Here is a 22,739-nt window from a genome sequence, read left to right as displayed (position 1 = left end):
TACATTTATTCTCAATAAACACTAAATATACCCTGTTATGGGTATTTTTTTATGCTTGATTGTGAGGTAGTTTTGAGTAAAATCTATAAAAAACACTAAACAATGAATTTTAAAAAAGAATTACGAAAAACATATGGATATGACCTTATTGATAGCCCTATAAGAAATCATAAACCACTACAATTATGGCTAAAAAAACCTTCTAATCCAGTTGAATTATATTATGAAAACATTTTACATGCATTAATATCGGATCAGAAGATTAGTATTATTGAAGATAATGCCTTTGCTGTAGATCATACTAAAAAATTAGAATACAAATTTAATCTCGGGATCACTGTTCTTGATGAGCTTCTTACTTCTTTAGGGTTAGGTAATTTAGGATTAAACACTAAATTTAATAAAGGAAAAAAAGTCAGTCTGAGTTATGACAGAAGTAAAACCTTAACCGTTGTGCAAGGTGAATTGGCAAATTTTTTGAGCAATGCTGATTTTATACACCCAAATAGAGAATTATTAAGAAATGCCAATCGAAACAACATAATTGTTATAACTGGTGTAATTATGGCAAAAAACATCAAAGCTATTATTGAAACTAATACCGACCTGAATATAGATTTAGACATTGAATTAAATAATATTGCAGAAGGAAAAGTTACATTTTCTAGGGTATCTGAAAGTAAAATTGAAATGATTTCAGAAGGAAATTCCTCATTTCCTATTGCTGTTAAGGCTAGTAAAATAGATTGGGATGATGGGGAATATGATCAAATGAGGCTTATCACAGATCATAGAAATCTATTCTAACAATTTATAAGCAATAAAAAACCTCTTTGATAATTTTTCAAAGAGGTTTTTTATTATTAGTTACAGAATTATTTTAATTCACTTCTGGTAAGAAATTATAATTCTTACTATACCATAACATTTGTTCTTCAAAAGTTTTCGGTTGGAATATTTCAAAACCAGTGATTTCACCAGTATCATCTTTTTGTGGCAGTAAAACTGGGTTTACAAAACCACTATAAGGCGCAGATGTAAATTGTTCATTACGCTTTAATATTTCTGCGTGTATATCTTGATCAACTTTTACTCCGTATCCTTCTACTAACGCTTCTGCAGCTTTATAATCACCTTCAGATTTTATACGTTGCGTCTCACGTAATAAACGTCCAAAAATCTCACGTAATTTTTGATAATCTTTAATATCATAGTAGGTTTTACCATCTCTGGTAACTTTCTCTATAACATTATCTTTTGCGCCTTGTTCAAAAGCCCAAGCACTCACCCACTGTCGGTTTCTCATATGGGCTTCTTCTACATCATCCCCAAGATTTAAGCGTATTAATTGGGTTAGTAATCCATTTCGGATATACCCATCATAGGCAGCTTTACCTGTTTTTTCCCAATCTTCTACTAATCCAAGTTCCTGTAATTTTGGATCCATTAAATAATATAAACCAACCAAATCTGCACGTCCTTCTTCCATTGTAGAAGCATAATTCTTTAAAGTTTCTTTTGTCTCTCCCACTCCTGGGTTTAATTGTCCAGATGCATGACCGACTACTTCATGTAAAGCTGTATGTAGTTTATCCCCTAATTGACCATATTTTTCTTCTAATTCAAATTCTTCATTATCATGTACAAATTCTTTCAATCGTCCAGATCCACCAGCGTTATTATAAGCTCCAATGATATTACCCAAAGAAACTGACTTTGATCCAACGGCTGCTCTAATCCAATTTGCATTCGGAAGATTTACTCCAATAGGTGTACTTGGTGATGCATCACCAGCTTCTCCTGCGACAGCAACAACTTTATACGAAACTCCGACTACATTTTTTTTCTTATGTTCATCCATCAAAGGTGATTCATCTTCAAACCATTGTGCATTTTCGGATAATACAGACATTTTCTTTGACATGTCAAAATCCTTGATTTGTACGATAGTTTCATAAGAACCTCTATACCCCAAAGGATCATTATATACTTCAATAAAACTATTGATATAATCAATATTTCCTTCGGTTGCAGCAGTCCAAGCCACATTATAATCATCCCACGTTTGCAAATCCCCTGTTTTGTAATATTCAATTAACAAACCAATAGCATCGCCTTGAGCTTTATTTTCTGCTACTGTTTTAGCTTTTTCTAACCATTTAATAATCTCATCTATTGCAGTACCATATAATCCTCCCGATTTATATACTCTTTCTTTTAGTTTTCCTTCTTCTTTAACCAATTGAGAATTTAAACCGAAAGACAATGGTTTCTCAGGATTTGGAGATTTCATTTTTCCATAAAAAGACTCCACATCATCATTTGTTACTCCTGGGCCATAAAAGTTAACAGCAGACAATGCTACATTATCAACTCCTTTTGCTTGATTCACCTTTTTAGCATCTGCTTCGTTAAAGATTACTTCATAAACTTCTTTTGAAACTTCTGTTCCTGTCGCTGCCAACAAAGAACTAAAATAATCCTGATCAAATTCTGGTTTAATTTTATCATTACTATAGTGGTGATGAATACCATTTGAAAACCAAACTCGTTTCAGGTAAATTTCAAATGCTTTCCAATCCTTAGACGTTTTATTACCATCATATGTTGTATAGATTTTTTCAAGAGCCTTTCTTAAAGTAAGATTATGCCGGTAATTTTGATCCCACATTATATCTCTTCCGCTTAAACCTGCTTGTGTTAAATAGTATACTAATTTCTGTTCTTTTAAGGTAAGATTATCCCATCCAGGGATTTGATACCTCAAAATCTTTAAGTCTGCAAATTGCTCTACTACATATTCAAATTTCTCTTCAGTAATCTCTGCTTCTTTTTGATCTATTTGATCCTGAACTTTTGGTTCATTTTTACAACCTACTGTAAACGCTATAAAAGCTGTAAAAACAAGTATTTTGTTAAGTTTCATGTGTTATAGTTTATGTTTTTTAATTTGTGTACTACATACGTTATTACTTTAATTTTAATGTAATATCAAAATTAGTAATAACGCATTTTATATTGAGCATTTCATTATTCAGACAAATGTAATAAAATAATAGGAGGCAAAATTTAGTTATATTAGCTGATCAAATAATCAAAACTAACTAACATGAAAATAATCAAGTATTTATTCTTTCTATTACTACTGGTTGTTATTGGAGGTGCTGTATATGTAGCAACTATTAATGGCGAATATCAGATAGAACAAAGTAGAACAATAGACGCTCCTGATGAATTACTGTTTAATAGCATTAATGAATATAAAACTTGGGAAAAATGGAACCCGTGGATAGATGGATCTGATGATATGATTCTTGAATATGCTACTACTACAAGTGGTAAAGGAGCTTCGTATAGTTGGAAAAGCGAGACGCAAGGTGATGGTACCATGAAAACTATAAAAACGATACCTTTTGCTAGTTTAGATCAAAAGCTAACCTTTATAAGTCCTATGGGTGAAAGTACAAGTGACGTATATTGGAAACTTGAAAAAATCGATGAAAGAAAGACAAAGGTGACTTGGGGTATGAAAGGTGAACAATCTTTTATGGAAAAAGCATTTTGGGCAACACAAGACAGTACCTTATCACAGACAATACGTCCTATGTACAAAAAAGGACTAGAAAACCTAGATAACCTAACCAAAGAGGTCATGAAACAATACCATATACATGTTGATGGTGAAACAGAACATGGTGGTGGTTTTTATATGTATAGTGCAACCGCTTCAACTATTGCAAATACTTCTGAAAAAATTGCTCAAATGCTACCTAATGTTAACGCATATATGATGCAAAATAATTTACCTCGCACTGGGACGCCATTCACAATATATAATGAATTTAATGAAGAGCAAGGAACAGCTATTTTTTCTGCAGCAATCCCTACCAGAGATAAAGTAGTTACTCCTAAAGACAGTGATATTCTTTCTGGTTTTCTACCTAAACAAAAAGCGGTTAAAACAACATTAAAAGGAGACTATATAAATTTAAAAGAAGCTTGGAAAGCAGGATATAAATATATTGCTGATAATGGCTTAGAGCTGGACACTGCTTCACCAGCATTTGAGGTATATCGAGTAGAACCAGAATTACAACCTAACCCGGCAGAATGGGTTACAGAAATTTATATTCCAATAAAATAATATTAGATACTACACAAACTGCATTTTACTATAATCATTAAAATGCAGTTTCTAAATGATTCACTAATGAAACAAATACTATTGGTATTTTTAGGAGGTGGCACAGGAAGTATAGCTCGATACCTTATTAGTAAATACCTAAATAGTACTGCTTCTAATATTCCTTATGGCACTTTTACCGCGAATGTTTTAGGCAGTCTGATTATTGGTATTATTCTTGGACTTGCTGTCAAGAACAATTCGGTGTCTCAAAATACGGTAGCCTTCCTCGCTACTGGATTTTGTGGAGGGTTTACTACTTTTTCGACCTTTGCTCATGAAAATCATTTGTTTTTAAAATCTGGAGATTTTGTAAATTTCATAATCTATGCCATTGGATCATTTGCAATTGGATTGCTTTTTGTATTTTTAGGAATGTTTATTACCAAATAAACCCTTTATATGTTTATGAAAAAAATTGAAGCTATTATACGTAAATCGCAATTTAAAGCCGTAAAAGATGCCTTACATGAAATTGAGGTAAACTTTTTTACATATTGGGATGTTACTGGGGTTGGTAATGAAAAAAAAGGACACGTTTACAGAGGAATCACTTATAGTACTACCGATATACAACGCAGATACTTGTCTGTAGTTGTTTCTGACCAATTCGAACAAAAAACAATACAAGCCATAATTGAAGCAGCAAAAACTGGAGAAGTTGGTGATGGAAAGATTTTTGTTTCAGATATTCAAAATACCTACAGAATTAGAACTGGCGAGAAAGGAAACCAAGCACTTAATTAAGCTATCTTCTTACAGGGTTTCTAAACAAATAAATAATTCTTTTATTTTTTACTTAAGGATAGGGATACATATTGTCAAATTTTAACAAATTGAACACTTAAATGTTTAACAATATGAAATATCCTCTTAAAAATTTTTGAAAAAAACTTCAAAAACTTCAAAAAACGACTTTCAAATTCTCAAAATTTATCCAAAATAAAGTTAAACCCTAATTTTTTTAGGGTATAAAATTAAGAATACATAAAAATACCACACATATCCCCTTTTTATATTGGGGTAAAACTCTTTTAACATAATTTTACGGTTCCGATTAAAACAATTACAATAATTAATGTTTATTATGAAAACAAAAACCGTAACAAATTTTTTAAAAAAAGTATGTCTTGTTGCACTAGCCTTAGCAAGCTTCACCACAGTAGCACAAGAAGAATCAGAAGAAAAAAGTTGGATCGAAAATTTTTCTGTTAGTGGATCAGTAGATGGTTATTATCGTTACAACATTGGAGCTCCTAATAGAATAGGTGATTTTGATGGTGATCCGACAACTGACCCTTCATATATTGCTCCTGGAACTTCTTTTGTTAATCAATCAGGGTTCGCATTAGGTATGGCTAATGTAATTTTAGGATATGAAGGCGATAAAGTTGGATTCGTAGCTGATCTTGTATTTGGTCAAAGAGGAGAAGATGCCGTTTTCAATTCTGATGGTTCTGCTCAAATTGTAAATCAATTATATGCATACTGGAATGTTTCAGAATCTGTAAAACTAACAGTTGGTAACTTTAACACTTACCTTGGTTATGAAGTGATTTCTCCAACAGGAAACTTTAATTATTCTACATCATATATGTTTTCTTATGGACCTTTTTCTCATACAGGTTTAAAAGCAGATTTTACACTTAATGATAACTGGTCAGCTATGTTAGCAATTATGAATCCAACAGATTTTACAGAAAGTAATCCTTTTGATACTTATATTATAGGTGCACAGCTTGGATATTCTGCAGATAATGGCAGTGCTTACTTAAACTTTAGATATGGTAATGAAGGATTTCCTGGTTTGGTAGGACCTACATTTCAAGCTGACTTAACAACAGGATGGGACGTAGCTGAAGAATTCTATTTAGGTATAAATGCTACATATCTTTCAACTGATCCTCAAGCAGATGGTGATGCTGGAGGTTTTTATGGGGTAGCTTTATACCCTCAATACAAAACTTCTGAAAAATTCACTATTGGAATAAGAGGAGAATATTTTGCATTATACAATGATGGTTTATTAGGATTAGGAGCTGTTGGAGTTGATACCGAAGGTGATGGAAGCGTTGTTGCTGCAACCTTAACAGGTAGTTATGATATAGGTAGTTTAACACTAAAACCAGAATTAAGATTAGATTCTACATCTGAGGATACTTTTCTAGATAATGATTTAGAAGCTACAAAAAGTCTATCGTCTTTTGTTTTAGGCGCTATATATAAATTTTAATATAGTTTAAATTAACTATGTTTTGTTTGTTTAAAGTTAAAAAGTCCGCTAATAAGCGGGCTTTTTATTTAGTTGTTATCAGGATATTTTCTATATTTTTTGACACCTACCGGCACTACAATGTCAAGATGATTTTCTGAAGGAGGAATTGGACATGAATAACGCTCATTATAAGCACAATATGGATTGTAGGCCGTATTAAAATCTATTAAAATTGTATTACCTTCTGGGGTTTTAAGATCAATAAAACGTCCTCCATCATAACTTTCTTCTCCGTTTGTTAAATCTGTAAAAGGAAGAAACAAATAATCTTCATATTCTGGTTTTGCCTTCAGCGCTTGATTCTGATATATATTTAGAGCAAATTCTTTTTCTTGAATATTAAAATGTACTTCTCCGTATTTTACATATACAGGTTCTCTTCCCGTAGTTGTTTTCATAATAAAAGGAGTTTCATGTGGAGTTCTCACAAAATTAGCAAGAACACAAAAAGTAGTATCAATATCAAAAAACGCTAAGGTTTTGAAATGAGTTAAATCCTTTGGGCTTAGTGGTGATTTATCTTCTGAAGCAAATTCTTCATTCAATTTTTCTTGGAACTGTAATATACGTCTTATACTAGAAGAATCTTGTGCAAAAGCATTCCCTACTACAAAAAATAATATTATAAATAATTTATTCACCTTCCCTTGTGTTTTTGCAAAAGTACAATTTATACTCATTCAATCTATAAATGTGCTTTATAATTTAATTTAATACAAACAATTAGTAACTACTAAATTTCATATAAATTGTATCTCTATCATAGATAAAAAACTACTTTTACAAATTATTAAAGTAAGCGCAAATCCTAAATTCATTATTACTATGTTACGCCATTACATAAATTCTTTTTCGGGACTCTCCAAAGAGGTATGGTGGCTTGCCCTTATTACATTAATCAATCGAGCCGGAGCAATGGTAATACCATTTCTTTCCTTGTACTTAACTGACAATTTAAATTTCTCTTTAGAACAAGTTGGGTGGATAATGACCAGTTTTGGGTTAGGTTCTTTTTTTGGAGCATGGCTTGGAGGTAAATTAAGTGACAAAATTGGATATTACAAAGTAATCTTAGGTTCTTTATTTCTAACAGGTGCATCGTTTTTGATTGTTCAATATTTTACTAGTTTCTGGAGTATTTGTATCAGTTTTTTTGTTCTCATAGCTATTGCAGATGCTGCAAGACCAGCTTTTTTTGTTGCTTTAAGTGCTTATAGCAAACCTGAAAACAAGACTAGGTCTCTTACTTTTATACGACTAGCTATTAATTTAGGGTTTTCTGCAGGCCCTGCTATAGGAGGATTAATTATCGCCTCGATAGGTTATTATGGACTATTTTGGGTTGATGGTATTACTTGTATTATCGCCGGGTTAGTTATGACACAAACCTTACATCCCAAAAAAGCAAAAGAACTAGATAAAGAAATTGTTATAGAAAACCCTACTCCAGCATATAGAGATACCACATACATTATCTTTTTAATTTCATTAGCATTATTTGGCTTTATATTTGTTCAATATTTTTCTACGATTCCTTTGTATTATAAAGAAATCCATCAATTATCAGAAGAAAAAATTGGTTTATTACTAGCTTTAAACGGAGCATTAATTTTTTTCTTTGAAATGCCCTTAATAGCCTATCTTGAAAAAACTAAAATTTCCAAGACAGGACATGTTATAAGTGGTTTTATATTAACAGGGATAAGCTTTATTCTTTTGCTTGTAACGCCTTGGGCCGGAATATTAATCATTGGGATGATTATTGCTACTCTTGGTGAAATGGTGGCTTTTCCATTTGGAAATGCATTTGCATTGGATAGAGCAAAAAAAGGAAGACAAGGAGCATACATGGGGTTATACAGTATGTCTTTTTCTTTAGCTCATATTTTTGGGCATAACTCAGGAATGCAATTTATTGATAATTTTGGCTATAATAACACCTGGATCTTTATGACATCAATAATGGTTTTAGGAACTTTTCTATTAGTATTAGTAAAATTAAGGGTTCGTAAAGAATCAATAACAAATATATAACGACAATGCAAAAATCATTTTTAATCCTATTATCAATCCTAATACTTGGGTGTAGTGAGATCAAAAAACCTGATCCTTTGGTAGCTACTGAAACAGAAAGCACATCTAATATAAAAACATTTCCAAAATTAGTCCCAAATCGTTATAATGTTGCATTTTTAGTTATGGACGGGACGTATAATACAGAATTTACTGCTCCTTACGATATTTTTCAACATACTCAATATCGAAAAAGCATTAAACAAATGAATGTTTTTACTGTGGCAAATACAGATCAACCAATAACTACTTTTGAAGGTCTTAAAATTATTCCTGACTATAATTATACTAAAGACTCGATTCCTAAAATTGATATTCTAGTAGTACCAAGTGCCGAACATCATCTTGATACAGATCTTGAAGATGTCGATATGATTAATTTCATAAAAGAGGTTGATAAGAATGCTTTATATATGACCTCGCATTGTGATGGAGCTTTTGTGCTTGCTAAAGCTGGTCTGTTAGAAGATAAAGTATCAACTACTTTTCCTAGTGATATCGATAAAATGAAAACTATGTTTCCGGGCTTAGATATCAGAAAAGAAGTATTATTTGTTCATGATGGAAAATACATTACCTCTGCTGGTGGCGCTAAGAGTTTTGAAGCTGCATTATACCTATGTGAATATTTATATGGGAGTGAAATTGCTAGGTCCCTAGCTGGTGGATTGGTCATTGATTGGAAATTAGAAGACGTGCCACATTTAATAACTAAAAAATAAGAGGTAACTTTTTAACAAATAAAACTCTTTCTAATATAAAAAAGCACCTTATTCAGGTGCTTTTTTATTTCTTTTGGGGCAAATTATGTACTCTCTTCAGTTTCTAGATTTGGGGTCTTTAACCAATGTCCTCACACGTAATTTTTCCCGGATGATCAAAAAAAATACAGCTTATCTAATTATCGTCATAACCGTTTAAACCATAATTTTTAAGAACTCCTTTATTCATTAACTAACAATACTAATATAGTAATTTTTTAGGATAAAAAGCAAATAAAATCGATGAAATACACAAATTTTAACAAATTAGTCGTTTTAAGCACTAATAGAATAGAAATAAACATTACATTTTCTAATCATTGAGCGGTAACAAAATCTTATATATTCTCTGTACTTTATATATAATAGTTATCTAATTAAATGTTTTTAGTACACCTTCTTTTAATTTCATATCTAAATGATCTACTCCCCTTCTAATAGGAGCATAAAAAAAGCGTTTGCTTTTTCAGCAAACGCTTTTGTGTTTTAGGGCAAATCACATACTCTCTTTAGTTTCAAGATCTGGGGTCTTTTTACTAATGTCCTCACATCCAATTTGTCCCTTAATGTATTCCAAACTAAAATTTTAATTCCATATCGTCATATAGCTTAAAATGTTGGTTATGGATATTACATCGAGTATTTCTTTTTGATGGTGTAAAGATAAACAGTTTTTTTAAACAAACGATAAAAAACAAATAAAATCGATGAAATACACAATTTTTTATGATTTCAATTTAATCTGAAAACAAATATCTTGATGACCCAAGGTATTTCTCTATTAAAATGTTGTAGGGTTTTGAGAGCCTTAGTCCTAATGTACCTTCTATGTTATATAGGTTTTTTTTATCCTTAAAACCATTTTTAAGTAATTTTTCTAAATAAAATAAGGCTGTTTCATAATCTTGGTCCTGCGCGCTTAAAGAAATAACAGTTCTGTAGGACTCATAATCTTTTTTATCTATTATCGTACTTAGTATATTAAGATACATTGTCTTCTCGAACTTATCTTCCTTAGCAAATTTAACTGCTTTGTAGTTACGTACCTTCTCTTTAAGATATCCTTTAATTCTAAGTACCATATTAGACGCATATTTTTCTTTAGATCGGGATAGCTCATCTAATTTAGACATCTCGTGTTGCCACCATCCCAAATTCTCGTATACCTCATTTCCAACATCTTCTGCCAAAGATAATTGATACGATTGTCTAAGCTCTGCTTCTTTTGTATCGTATTTTACATATAGTTTCTTCTCTCTTTCATATCCCTTAAATTGTTTCAATTGCTTCTCTTTCTTTTTAAGATAGCTTGTGTCAAAAAATAACTTATACTTATCCTTTATTTTTTTTATTTCTTCATAAGCCAACAAAAAATTTCCTTGATTCTGGTTAATTTCTACTTGTTTTAGTTCGGTCTGAAATAAATTTTGAATCCAGATAGAATCTTTTGGTATTACACCCTTACTCATTGTTTGTAAGGTAAAATTTGATAATATTTTTTTAAACAAATTAGGGTTTGGGAAATCTTGTTTACCCTCATAATCTAATACGTCTGCAAAAGCATTCTGCTTTTTAAGATACATTTTATTATATAAGAAGTTTTTATAATTATGACTACTAACATTTACGACTCCAAAGTAGGAAAAGTTTTTCCTTATTTTTACACTAGAATTATAGTAGTGTGTATCTCCAACAGCAATTGTTCCTGCCACATCGTTAATCAAAACAGAAACTAAACTTATTAAATTTGCATCTTCTCCTAATCCTGTAGTGTATACCCTTTTCTTTTGAATTGGAAAAATAGAGAAAATATGATCCATAAAAGAAGCAACATATTCTGCCTTTTCTTTTATTTCTACCTTTTCAGGAAAATCGCTAATTACTACCATATAACCTAGTTCTTCAGCTGCTTCTTTATACAGTCGTGTAATATTGCCTGCATTTCCATTAGAATCAAAACCAAAAACAACTGGCCATTTTTTATTAAGGTCAAAAGACTTAGGTAAGTATATACTAAATATTGTATTTGCTCCAGGAACAATCAAAGAATCAATAACTTTTCCTTTTTTTACAGTCAAACTATTTTGACTGTAAATAATTGAAGTAAAACAAAGAATTATAAAAAAACTAAACCCCTTTATGACTGATAACCGCATGACTGACTGTATTTAAATAATCGTGCAACAAAAAAGGTGCCACTATTAATGATATAAATGTAAGAAAAGCTTGCGAAGAAAATCAAAAAACGCCTGAATCTCTTCAGGCGTTCTCGTATCTTTTACTTGTACTCTCTTTAGTTTCCCATACTAATGTCCTCACACAAGATAAAGATCGTTTCCCATACAAATATAATCAAATCTCATGCCAAAAAACTAGTCATTTTTCGGTATTTAATCAAGCATCATTTGTTATTGGATTATTCTCGATTAAATTAGATAATATGATATGTGTTTTTACTTCACCATAAGTTATCAATCGATCAATAAATTCTTGTAAGTGTATCTGGTCTCTCAAGACTACTTCCATAATTATATTTTCATTACCTGTTATTCGGTAACAATTTGTTACTTCTTTAAACTCTGATACCTTAGTTAAAAATGGCTTTAAACGCCCCATAAAAGCTCTTAATGTAATAATAGCTTTTAGTTGATATCCCGCCTCGGTATAGGATACATTTGCTACATAACCTTTTAAAACACCATAATCTTCCATTTTTTTTATTCTTTCTGCTACCGCAGGAGAACTTAATCCAACCTTTCTACCTATTTCTGCATTAGATAACCTTGCATTTTCCTGTAGACATTGTAAAATTTCCCAATTTATAGTATCAATCTTCATAAATACAGCAGCTTATATTTTTAACTATTTGAAATCTTTAATCATAAAAAACGACTTAAAATTAAGTACCAATCTGATTTAATATAGAAAATCTTAATTTTTAAATCAAAAAATGGTTTTACAATTAATAATTAAAGCAAATTAGCAAATATGCATTAAAATCAAAATAAAATTTACTTAAAATAACCCTATTTTTGGGAAACCAAATAGAATATGAGACCACAACCAAAAAATAAAAGATTATATAAGAAAGCAAGAGAAATACTGACTCTTTCTCGAAGTATTTCTAACTATCTCGTTTATGACATGGCCTCATTACAAAATAATGGTACAGAACATCCTCATATTTATTTTACTGGTGATATTATTAGGCAATCAGATGAATTGGTTCCTAAAATCATTTCAGCAGAAAGTCAGACTTTTCAAGATGATCGAATCAAACATGCTAACTCACTAATCCATATTACGAACAGGTTGTATAAAAATTGTGAGCGACTTGAACAATCTGATAGTAATGGAAAAGAATTTTTAATTCTTCTTCGAAAAGAACTTAGAAAATTCAGACATCTTCAACGAAGGTGGCTTCTAAGTTTATAAACCATTTTACTTATTTATATCTTTTACCGTGTTTGATTACTATATCTACATCTTGTAAGATATTGATATGCCTTAACACATCTCCTTTTACTGCTATTATATCGGCATATTTTCCAGGCGTAACTGTACCTACTTCATTTGCAACGCCCATCCACAACGACGGCCAGTACGTTGCCGCACGTATTGCATACATTGGGTCAATTCCAAACTCATTAACCCATACATCTAATTCATTCCAAGTAGATTGACTATGAAACTTCATAGGAATCCCACTATCTGTTCCAATCATTAATACGACACCAGCATCCATTAATTGTTTAATCTTTGTTTCTAATGTTGGTTTTCTGATAGGAGTTAATTGAAAATAAGGCAACTGATCTTTATGCATAAAACTATTTTTAATATCTGCAATAATCGTATCATGTAATCCCCTATGCCATGAGTCATTATCTAAATGCTCGCCATTATCCCTTACATATTCATAATTGTATAATCCCTCGACTGTAGGGCACCAAAACATAGGTCCTAAATTCATTTGTGCTGTTCTCTCTCTTATAGCATCAATAACATCGTCAGGATACTTTGGAGCAGAAGACAAACCTGTATGTTCAAAACAGTCAACACCAACTTTTAAACCTTGTCTAATTTCTTGAGGTCGATGACCATGAGCTACAACTTTTAGATTATACTTATGTGCAGTGTCAACCACTGCTTGCAGTTCTGCTAAAGTCATTTGATCTTGATCAATTAATTTAATACAATCTACACCTGCATCGGCCAATTTTTTAATTTTCTTTTTTGCGTCTTCAACTCCATTAATTCCCCATCGAAAAGCTTCTGTACCCGGATATGGTTTTTTTTGGATAAACGGCCCTGAAACATATAATGTGGCTCCTGGTATCTCACCTTTATTTATTCGATCTCGTACAACGATACTTTCTTTAAGCGGTCCTCCTAGGTCTCTAGCGCTAGTAACTCCTGCCATTAATAACTGTTCTGCCGAAGAGGGCATAATAACTTTTTCTAATAATGGTGGATATGTTTTGTCCCAATACGAATAATCTGCATGTCCATTAATCATTGTATGTACATGCATATCCCATAGCCCTGGTAGTATAGACATTCCTTCGGTAGATATAACTTCTGCCGTATCAGGTATTGTTAGAGTTTCAACAGTACCAACTGCTTGTATCCTATCTCCCTTTACCAAAATAACACTATTTTGTATGGGTGTAGATCCATAACCGTCAATCAAAGTTCCCCCTACCAAAGCCTTTACTTGGTTTTGTTGCGCAAAGGAGAATGCTGTAATAAATACGAGGCCTATTAATAATTTTTGCATGATGAGTTTGTGTTTCTCTAAAGATAAAAAAACTACTTAACATCTCACTTTGTCAAATTTGAAATATTCTGTTTATACCCTATTAACTCTTCTTTTACTTTAGAACTTAGTAAAAACAAGCCAATCATATTGGGAACCATCATTGCAAAAATCATGGCATCACTAAAATCTGTTACAGAATTTAATGTTGCTGCTGCACCTATTACAGTAAAACAACAAAAGATAGACTTATATACATATTCTGTTTGTTTACCTCTACCAAAGAGATAGCTCCATGCTTGATACCCGTAATACGACCATGAAATCATAGAAGAAAAAGCAAAAAGCATCACTGCAATCGTAAGCAGGTAAGGGAACCAAGAAACCCCACTTTGTAATGCTGAAGCCGTTAACAAAACACCCTGCTCATCATTAATGGCAACTCCTGTGCTTATTTGCCCTGTAATAATCAAGACTAAGGCGGTCATAGTGCACACAATTACGGTATCTATAAAAGGTTCTAGTAAAGCCACTAAACCTTCACTAGCTGGAAATCTAGTCTTTACGGCGCTGTGCGCTATTGAAGCGCTACCTACTCCTGCTTCATTACTAAAAGCACCACGTCTTAAACCTTGTACTAACACCCCCACAAAACCGCCAATGACTCCTTGAGGATAAAAAACTCCTTCCCAAATTGCTATCAGTGCTTTGGGAATTTCTGCCCTAAATAGTATTAAAACTGTGAATACTGTCACGATATAGGTCAACACCATAAAGGGAACAATCTTATCCGTTACACTGGCTATCTTTTTAATTCCACCAATAATTACAACTCCGACTAATATTGCCATAATAAGGCCAAAAACCCAACCTTGACCATGAATCATAGAATTTTCTGAGACAATTACATGATCAAATAGTTTAAATGCTTGATTTACTTGAAACATATTTCCGCCACCAAAAGAGCCTCCAATACACATAATTGCAAAGAAAATCGATAAAACTTTTCCTAACCTAACATATCCTTTTTCTTTTAATCCTTTTGTCAGGTAATACATCGGTCCACCAAAAACTCTACCATTTTCATCAATCTCTCGATACTTTACACCAAGCGTACATTCCACAAATTTTGATGACATTCCTAAGACACCTATTACAACCATCCAAAACGTAGCTCCTGGTCCTCCTATTGATAACGCTATTGCTACTCCTGCTATATTACCAAGTCCTACCGTTGCAGAAACGGCAGTAGTCAATGCTTGAAAATGACTTACTTCTCCAATATCATTAGTATCTTTTACTTCGTCTTGTGCTTTTATTTTATCTTCTAAGACATCATATTTTCCACGGACTACTTGAAAGGCTGTATAAAAGCTTCGGAAATTAATAAACTTAAAATATACCGTAAAATAAGAAGCACCCAATAACAATACTACAGCTACCCAAGGAATACCAACAGATGATGTTATCGGGATTTCTGCAAACATTGCATCTACAAACCAGCCCGTAGCATTACCAAACATTTGATTAATGTTTTCGTCTAAATTTTGTTGTGAAATAATACAAGGAAGTAACATATAAAAATTTTTAAAGCAAATTGCCTTAAAAACCTATTATACAAAAGGTTAAGCATTACTCAAATTCAACAACCATTATGGTTAACCATAGGGTTACGCATGATCATCAAAAGAAGTATACTTTAAAAAATTATTAGCTCTAGCAAAAGCTATTAATTGCTCTTTTCCATCGGCTCCACTTATGTTTAGTATCTTTTTGATTTGATGAATATGCGTTTGAAATCCATCTGTACTAATATGCATTTCTTGAGCGATCTCTGTATATGATTTATAGCTCCCAAAATGAACTAAATATCCTAAGACTTCTTTTTGTCGATCTGAGAGTTCAATTTTAGCAGTGGATTTTAATGTTTTTAAATCAATTTTTAAAGTTTTGATTGTATCTAAATGACTCTCATTTGCAATAAGTAATTGTTCTTTTTCTTTTATCAACTTTGCCTTTTGTATATTTAATTCATCCACCAAACTTTGCTGTTGCTCTTTTTCAGAAAGAAATTTCCAACTATACAAAAGAATAGAAAACAATAGGATAAATAAAAATTTAAAGGATATCGCAGTAATACTTCCTAAAACGCTCCAAAACTCCTGGTCTATAAACTGTAACACCTTATCCTGTGGTATCATTCGATGGCAAACTGCTATGATAATGAGCACAAACAAAGTAAATGTTGGCAAGTACATAAATCGCATTTGCCTACCTACAAAAGCTTTATTAAGCTCATACAATAAAGAAATTGCTACTAAAATCGAAATCGGAATATCGATTATCCATATAAAATTATTGCTAATCTCGGGGTTACCATAAGACGCTGTCATGAATACAAAAATAATCATCCCCAATACCCCACAAAAAAGTCCTACAAACTCACGAACACTAAAACGCTGTACTAATCGAACTATAATTCCTGGTTTTTTGGGATGTTCTATAGAAGGTAGCGATAGTATAATGCACAATGAATTTGCCAAAGAAACCACTACACCAAAATATATTAGAATTTTATTGGTTGGAGACCAATTTAATCCAATCACAGTAATTAAGTTAAACAATGCCCCTAATCCCCAAACGAAAATTGCTAATCCAAACCACTTGATGCCTTGTATAGCATTTTGATCAGCCCCTCTTAATTTCTCTTTACTAAATATTCGCTGAATCACAACTGCCGAAATAAGACAAACAATTGTAGTTACTGTATATTCTATTGGTTGAAACATAAAGGAGATTATCTGCTAAAGATAAGCAAAGTCCAAAAAAAGAAAAACCCTTATGACAAAGGGTTTTTCTGTTATCTATTTCAAAGATTTAGTATACTGTAATTTATTACCGAAAATTACTTACATATTTCTTCTATACTGACCTCCTACTTCAAATAAAGCTGCTGTAATTTGACCGAGCGAACACTTTTTACAGACTTCCATAAGTGTTTCAAAAATATTTTGATTATTCACCGCTTTTTCTTGAAGATCTTTTAACAAATCAGAAGTTATCTCTGTATTTCCTTTATGTAGTTCATTCAGCATCGTGATTTGATACTGTTTTTCTTCTTCAGTTGCTCTAATAACTTCTCCTGGAGTTACTGTTGGCGAACCTTTAGAACTTAAGAATGTATTTACACCAATAATGGGAAACTCTCCTGTATGTTTTAAGGTTTCGTAATACAAACTTTCTTCTTGTATTTTACTACGCTGATACATGGTCTCCATCGCTCCTAACACTCCACCGCGCTCTGTAATTCTATCAAACTCTGTTAGAACAGCTTCTTCAACTAAATCTGTTAATTCTTCGATTATAAAAGAACCTTGAATTGGATTTTCATTTTTTGCTAACCCCAATTCTTTATTTATGATAAGTTGTATTGCCATTGCTCTACGTACAGATTCTTCTGTAGGTGTTGTGATTGCTTCATCGTAGGCATTGGTATGCAACGAATTACAGTTATCATAAATAGCATACAAGGCTTGTAAAGTTGTACGTATATCATTAAAATCAATTTCTTGGGCATGTAAAGAACGGCCAGAAGTCTGGATATGATACTTTAGCATTTGAGCTCTAGAATTTGCTCCATATTTGTTTTTTAGCGCTTTTGCCCAAATTTTACGTGCTACACGACCTATTACCGCATATTCTGGATCAATACCATTTGAGAAGAAGAATGATAAATTTGGTCCAAATTTATTAATATCCATACCTCTGCTTAGGTAATACTCTACATAGGTAAATCCGTTTGCTAAGGTTAACGCCAATTGGGTAATTGGGTTTGCTCCTGCTTCTGCAATATGATAACCTGAAATGGATACCGAATAGAAGTTACGCACTTGTTTCTCTATAAAATACTCTTGAACGTCTCCCATTAATCGCAATGCAAATTCTGTAGAGAAAATACAGGTATTCTGTGCTTGATCTTCCTTCAAAATATCAGCTTGAACAGTACCTCGAACCGTATTTAATGTTGTAATTTTAATTTCATTATAGATCGCCTCTGGTAACACTTGGTCACCGGTAACCCCTAATAATAGTAACCCAAGTCCATCATTTCCTTCAGGAAGATCTCCTTGATATTTTGGGCGCTCTACTCCTTTTGCTTTATATATTTCTGCAATTTTAGTAGCTACTTCTTCTTCAAGATCATTTTCTTTTATATATTTTTCACAATTTTGATCGATAGCAGCATTCATAAAAAACCCTAACAACATTGGTGCTGGTCCATTAATTGTCATACTCACAGAAGTCATTGCATGTGTTAAATCAAAACCAGAATATAGTTTTTTAGCATCATCTAAACAACAGATTGAAACCCCTGCATTACCAATTTTACCATAAATATCAGGTCTATGATCGGGATCGTTTCCATAAAGTGTTACTGAGTCAAACGCTGTAGAAAGTCGTTTAGCAGGCATACCTAAACTTACATAATGAAAACGACGATTTGTTCGTTCTGGACCACCTTCTCCTGCAAACATACGCGTTGGGTCTTCTCCTGTACGTTTAAAAGGGTATAATCCTGAAGCGTAAGGAAATTCTCCTGGCACATTTTCTTGCAAACACCACTTTAATATATCACCCCAAGCTTGATACTTAGGTAATGCTACCTTAGGGATTTGACTGTGTGATAAAGATTCTGTATGTGTTTCTATTTTAATTTCTTTATCTCTTACTTTAAAAGAATAAATAGGATCCTTATATTTTTTAACTTTTACTGCCCATCCTGTTATAATTTCCCAATTATATGGGTCTAGGTTAAGTTTTACTCTATCAAACTCTGCTAGTAATAGTTTTATAAATGCTAAACTGTCTTCATCTTTGACGTTTCTAAGGTGTTCATCATCAATCCCATTTTTAGACAATCCTATAAAATCTATTTCTGCTACACTACAGATTGTTTTATATATCCCATAAAGTTTCTGCGCAACTTCTACTTGGATATCTGCTGTTTTATCATAAGCTCGATTATTCTCGGCAATCTCTGATAAGTATCTAGTTCTACTAGGCGGAATCACAAATATTTTTTCAGACATTTCTTTAGAGATATGAAAATCTGATTGTAGATCAGCACCCGTTTTTTCTACTACTTTATCCATAATGGCTTTGTAGAGTGTATTCATTCCAGGATCGTTAAACTGCGATGCTATTGTTCCAAATACCGGCAGATCATCTTGCGGAGTATCCCATAGTTGATGATTACGCATATATTGTTTTTTTACATCACGCAATGCATCTAAAGAGCCTCTCTTATCAAATTTGTTGATCGCTACTAAATCTGCAAAATCAAGCATATCGATTTTTTCCAGCTGCGTTGCTGCCCCAAATTCTGGAGTCATCACATATAAGGAAGTATCGCTATGTTCTAATATTTCGGTATCTGACTGTCCTATACCCGAAGTTTCCAAAATAATAATATCAAATTCGGCTGCTTTAAGCACTTCTATGGCTTCTGCAACATATTTAGATAAGGCTAAATTTGATTGTCGTGTTGCTAGAGAACGCATATAAACTCTTGGTGAATTGATAGCATTCATTCTAATTCTATCTCCAAGCAGTGCTCCTCCTGTTTTTCGTTTAGAAGGATCAACAGATATTAATCCTATCGTTTTTTTTGGAAAATCAATTAAAAATCGACGTACCAGTTCATCTACTAATGATGATTTCCCTGCTCCACCAGTTCCTGTTATTCCAAGAACAGGTGTTTTAGATGTCTTATTTTTAGTATGAATTTGATCTAGTGTATCTTTTGCTATCTCAGGAAAATTTTCGGCTGCAGAAATCACTCTGGCAATAGCACCAATTTCTTTTCCTTCTAAATGATCCACTTCTCCGTTTAAATTATCCCCGATAGGAAAATCAGATTGTTCTACCAGATCATTAATCATACCTTGCAATCCAAGAGATCGTCCATCATCTGGTGAATAAATGCGGGTAATTCCATAATCCATTAACTCTTTAATTTCTTCAGGTAGAATTACACCACCACCGCCGCCAAATATTTTGATATGTGTTGCTCCTTTTTCTTTAAGCAAATCATACATATATTTGAAGTATTCATTATGCCCACCCTGATATGAAGTCATTGCTATAGCATTAGCATCTTCTTGAATTGCACAGTTTACAACTTCTTCTACACTTCTATCATGACCAAGATGTATCACTTCTACTCCTGTAGATTGTATGATACGGCGCATAATATTAATAGCAGCATCATGTCCATCAAATAATGAAGCTGCGGTTACTATTCTAACTTTATTCTTGGGTGTATACGGTGCTATTTGTTCCATTGATAATAAAAAGTGATTTTTATGTTGCTAATTTACGAAATATGCATCAAAAAGGATTGTTTTTTTAGAATTATCTAATACGAATACCTCTTTAAAGCTTTTCATTACTTATAGTTCAAATTTAGCACTATTTCTATTCCCTTTTTTGAAAATTCTGTATTGATATTGGCTATCTATTTCTAATCACTCAAAAACAGCACCTACGACCACAGCTTTGCCCAAAATAATAAGGTAATTCATAGTATTAATAGTATGTTTATTGTTGAAAACACAGATTATAATGAAAAAAACGACGCTACTCATTAATTGCCCAGATAAAAAAGGAATTATTGCAACAGTTACTAATTTTATCTTAGCTAAAAAGGGAAACACTGTATATATAGAACAACATGTTGATCGAGAATTAGGGGAGTTTTTTATGCGATTAGATTGTGAGTTTGATCATGACGAAGAAAAACTAGCATTGTTTAAAGAATCTTTTAATGAACATGTTGCTAAGAATTACAATATGCATTGGGAGCTTTACAATGCCGAAAAACTTCCAAAACTAGCATTATTTGTTTCTAAATATGATCATTGCTTATATGATATTTTGGGAAGATATGCCTCTGGAGAGTTAAAGGTTAAAATACCAATTATTATAAGTAATCATAGGGATCTCGAATCAATTGCCAATGCCTTTAATATTCCTTTCAAGCATATCCCTGTATCAAAAGGCAATAAAAAGGAGGCTGAGGCTGAACAATTAAAAACGCTAAAAGAGCATAAAATTGATTTTATTGTTTTAGCCAGATACATGCAAATTCTTTCTGCCAATTTTGTGGATCAGTACTCACATAAGATTATTAATATTCACCACTCATTCCTACCTGCTTTTCCAGGAGCCAAACCATATCATTCGGCCTATGAAAGAGGTGTTAAAATTATCGGGGCTACCAGTCATTATGTAACTTCTGATCTTGACGAAGGCCCCATTATAGAACAAGAAATCGTTAGAGTATCACATATCCATAACGTTCAAGATTTTATTCTAAAAGGTCGCGATCTTGAAAAGATAGTATTATCAAGGGCTATTAAACATCATATCGAAAGAAAAGTTCTAGTGTACAACAACAAAACTGTCATTTTTTCGTAAATCACTGTAGTCGTTTGGAAATACTGGGCTTTAAAATCAATATTTTTTTATTTAGGTAAAGATCAAATAATTTTATGCTTAAATTAGTCGTCTAATAGGCGGAAACTATTTTAACCCCAATTATTACTATTTATGAAAAAATCTATCTTTTTACTTTGTATTGTCTTTTTTAGTGGTTGTGCAGAACTTCAACAGGTTGTAAACAACCTCCCGCAGACTACCGGAGGTTTAGGTGGTATCGGAATTAGTAATATTGATATTGCTAATGGGCTAAGAGAAGCTTTAGACAATGGTATTGACAAACAAGTAAATAAGCTCACTTTAAAAGATGGTTTTTATAGAAATGAACTCGTGAAAATTCTTCTCCCTCAGGAGCTACGAAAAGTTGACAAAACATTAAGAGATGTTGGACTTAGTAAACTTGCCGACGAAGGGCTAAAAGTTCTTAATAGGGCTGCAGAAGATGCTGTTAAAGAAGCCACTCCTATTTTTGTAAGTGCAGTCAAACAAATGACATTTACAGATGCTAAACAAATACTTTTAGGTAGTGATAATGCTGCAACTTCATATTTAAAAAATAAAACAACAAGTCCTTTGTATGCAAAGTTTAATCCTGTTATAAATAAATCTTTTTCTAAAGTTGGAGCCGATAAAATATGGGCGAATATTATCAAGAAATACAATGCAATACCTTTGACTAATAATGTGAATCCAGATTTAACAGATTATGTTACACAAGAAGCATTAAAGGGTGTATATACAATGATTGCGATTGAAGAGAAAGAAATAAGAACCAAACTTAGTTCTAGGTCAACAGATTTATTACGAAAAGTTTTTGCACTACAAGATTAACAAAAAGGCGACCTGCATATCTTCTGAAAAACAAATTAGTAGCTCTCTTTAAGTTAAACAAGAGTTAAAAAAAGAATCCAATATTTACACAACTTTAAATAATGTTAACTCATTGTTGTGAAACCTTGTTTGTATTATCCTGTACTTTTGTAATGAAGTTTATTAAGATAAGAAATGTTTGCTTGGATTAAACAAAAAACCGAACTACAAAAATTACAGCATGCTTACTGTAAGCTGATGAAGCATGCCTACAAATTAGCACTTACAGACAAAAGTAAAAGTGATAGATTACATGACGAAGCCAATCAGATTTTAAGTCAGATAAAGAAAATTGAAAACCAATCGGTTTTATAAATTACT

19 protein-coding genes are annotated in these 22,739 nt (G+C 32.3%); 11 read left to right on the top strand and 8 right to left on the bottom strand.

Annotated features, from left to right (window positions below; all coding sequences use genetic code 11):
• Positions 1 to 102 precede the first annotated feature (102 nt).
• Complete coding sequence (locus D1816_RS23940) at positions 103 to 807, top strand: hypothetical protein (RefSeq protein WP_066313922.1); 705 nt, start codon at positions 103 to 105, stop codon at positions 805 to 807.
• 73 nt (positions 808 to 880) lie between these two features.
• Here the strand turns inward: D1816_RS23940 and D1816_RS23935 are convergent, their stop codons facing one another.
• Positions 881 to 2,926 carry a dihydrofolate reductase gene (locus D1816_RS23935; RefSeq protein ID WP_118505994.1) on the bottom strand — a complete coding sequence of 682 codons (2,046 nt, stop codon included), beginning with the start codon at positions 2,924 to 2,926 and terminating at the stop codon, positions 881 to 883.
• A 183-nt stretch (positions 2,927 to 3,109) separates the two neighbouring features.
• Between D1816_RS23935 and D1816_RS23930 the strand changes: the two genes are divergently transcribed.
• From D1816_RS23930 to D1816_RS23915, 4 genes are all read left to right on the top strand, one after another.
• Positions 3,110 to 4,144 carry a GyrI-like domain-containing protein gene (locus D1816_RS23930; RefSeq protein ID WP_118505993.1) on the top strand — a complete coding sequence of 345 codons (1,035 nt, stop codon included), beginning with the start codon at positions 3,110 to 3,112 and terminating at the stop codon, positions 4,142 to 4,144.
• Positions 4,145 to 4,210: 66 nt separating this feature from the next.
• Positions 4,211 to 4,576 carry a fluoride efflux transporter CrcB gene (gene crcB / locus D1816_RS23925; RefSeq protein ID WP_066313926.1) on the top strand — a complete coding sequence of 122 codons (366 nt, stop codon included), beginning with the start codon at positions 4,211 to 4,213 and terminating at the stop codon, positions 4,574 to 4,576.
• Positions 4,577 to 4,591: 15 nt separating this feature from the next.
• Positions 4,592 to 4,930, top strand: a complete 339-nt coding sequence (locus D1816_RS23920; protein ID WP_066313927.1) for a P-II family nitrogen regulator — start codon at positions 4,592 to 4,594, stop codon at positions 4,928 to 4,930.
• 340 nt (positions 4,931 to 5,270) lie between these two features.
• Positions 5,271 to 6,416, top strand: coding sequence for a porin (locus D1816_RS23915; RefSeq protein ID WP_066314637.1), 1,146 nt, complete (start codon positions 5,271 to 5,273; stop codon positions 6,414 to 6,416).
• Between the two features lie 68 nt (positions 6,417 to 6,484).
• Here D1816_RS23915 and D1816_RS23910 read toward each other — a convergent pair whose 3' ends face one another.
• On the bottom strand, positions 6,485 to 7,099 hold the full coding sequence (locus D1816_RS23910) for a DUF1684 domain-containing protein (RefSeq protein ID WP_232517381.1): 615 nt from the start codon (positions 7,097 to 7,099) through the stop codon (positions 6,485 to 6,487).
• Positions 7,100 to 7,274: 175 nt separating this feature from the next.
• Between D1816_RS23910 and D1816_RS23905 the strand changes: the two genes are divergently transcribed.
• Both D1816_RS23905 and D1816_RS23900 read left to right on the top strand, forming a co-directional pair.
• Entirely contained in the window at positions 7,275 to 8,492 is a 1,218-nt protein-coding gene (locus D1816_RS23905) for an MFS transporter (RefSeq protein ID WP_162900360.1), read from the top strand.
• Between the two features lie 5 nt (positions 8,493 to 8,497).
• Positions 8,498 to 9,253, top strand: coding sequence for a DJ-1/PfpI family protein (locus tag D1816_RS23900; RefSeq protein ID WP_118505991.1), 756 nt, complete (start codon positions 8,498 to 8,500; stop codon positions 9,251 to 9,253).
• Positions 9,254 to 10,029: 776 nt separating this feature from the next.
• Here D1816_RS23900 and D1816_RS23895 read toward each other — a convergent pair.
• Positions 10,030 to 11,370 (bottom strand): hypothetical protein, encoded by a 1,341-nt coding sequence (locus D1816_RS23895; protein ID WP_118505990.1) that lies wholly within the window; start codon positions 11,368 to 11,370, stop codon positions 10,030 to 10,032.
• 316 nt (positions 11,371 to 11,686) lie between these two features.
• Positions 11,687 to 12,130, bottom strand: a complete 444-nt coding sequence (locus D1816_RS23890) for an Lrp/AsnC family transcriptional regulator (RefSeq protein WP_118505989.1) — start codon at positions 12,128 to 12,130, stop codon at positions 11,687 to 11,689.
• Positions 12,131 to 12,343: 213 nt separating this feature from the next.
• On the opposite strand from D1816_RS23890, the gene D1816_RS23885 reads away from it, so the two are divergent.
• On the top strand, positions 12,344 to 12,727 hold the full coding sequence (locus tag D1816_RS23885) for a hypothetical protein (protein WP_066313934.1): 384 nt from the start codon (positions 12,344 to 12,346) through the stop codon (positions 12,725 to 12,727).
• 10 nt (positions 12,728 to 12,737) lie between these two features.
• Here D1816_RS23885 and D1816_RS23880 read toward each other — a convergent pair whose 3' ends face one another.
• The 4 genes from D1816_RS23880 to D1816_RS23865 all read right to left on the bottom strand — a co-directional run bounded on the left by D1816_RS23880 (position 12,738) and on the right by D1816_RS23865 (position 20,392).
• Positions 12,738 to 14,069, bottom strand: coding sequence for an amidohydrolase family protein (locus D1816_RS23880; RefSeq protein WP_118505988.1), 1,332 nt, complete (start codon positions 14,067 to 14,069; stop codon positions 12,738 to 12,740).
• A 44-nt stretch (positions 14,070 to 14,113) separates the two neighbouring features.
• Positions 14,114 to 15,625: a sodium:alanine symporter family protein gene (locus D1816_RS23875; protein WP_118505987.1), complete on the bottom strand. Its 1,512-nt coding sequence runs from the start codon at positions 15,623 to 15,625 to the stop codon at positions 14,114 to 14,116.
• 93 nt (positions 15,626 to 15,718) lie between these two features.
• The gene (locus D1816_RS23870) at positions 15,719 to 16,837 is read right to left on the bottom strand and encodes a hypothetical protein (protein WP_118505986.1); all 1,119 of its coding nucleotides are present in this window, start codon (positions 16,835 to 16,837) and stop codon (positions 15,719 to 15,721) included.
• 120 nt (positions 16,838 to 16,957) lie between these two features.
• Entirely contained in the window at positions 16,958 to 20,392 is a 3,435-nt protein-coding gene (locus D1816_RS23865) for a methylmalonyl-CoA mutase family protein (RefSeq protein WP_066313941.1), read from the bottom strand.
• A gap of 280 nt (positions 20,393 to 20,672) precedes the next feature.
• On the opposite strand from D1816_RS23865, the gene purU reads away from it, so the two are divergent.
• The 3 genes from purU to D1816_RS26310 all read left to right on the top strand — a co-directional run bounded on the left by purU (position 20,673) and on the right by D1816_RS26310 (position 22,733).
• Positions 20,673 to 21,527 carry a formyltetrahydrofolate deformylase gene (gene purU, locus D1816_RS23860; RefSeq protein ID WP_118505985.1) on the top strand — a complete coding sequence of 285 codons (855 nt, stop codon included), beginning with the start codon at positions 20,673 to 20,675 and terminating at the stop codon, positions 21,525 to 21,527.
• Between the two features lie 132 nt (positions 21,528 to 21,659).
• Positions 21,660 to 22,379: a DUF4197 domain-containing protein gene (locus tag D1816_RS23855; protein WP_118505984.1), complete on the top strand. Its 720-nt coding sequence runs from the start codon at positions 21,660 to 21,662 to the stop codon at positions 22,377 to 22,379.
• Between the two features lie 174 nt (positions 22,380 to 22,553).
• A complete protein-coding gene (locus D1816_RS26310) occupies positions 22,554 to 22,733 on the top strand; it encodes a Lacal_2735 family protein (RefSeq protein WP_118505983.1) in 180 nt (59 codons plus the stop codon).
• Positions 22,734 to 22,739 lie beyond the last annotated feature (6 nt).

This window comes from Aquimarina sp. AD10 (assembly GCF_003443715.1).
In the GTDB taxonomy this organism is placed as follows: Bacteria; Bacteroidota; Bacteroidia; order Flavobacteriales; family Flavobacteriaceae; genus Aquimarina; species Aquimarina aggregata.
The sequence above is the reverse complement of the archived record's forward strand: the minus strand, read 5'-3'. Positions and strand labels throughout refer to the sequence as shown.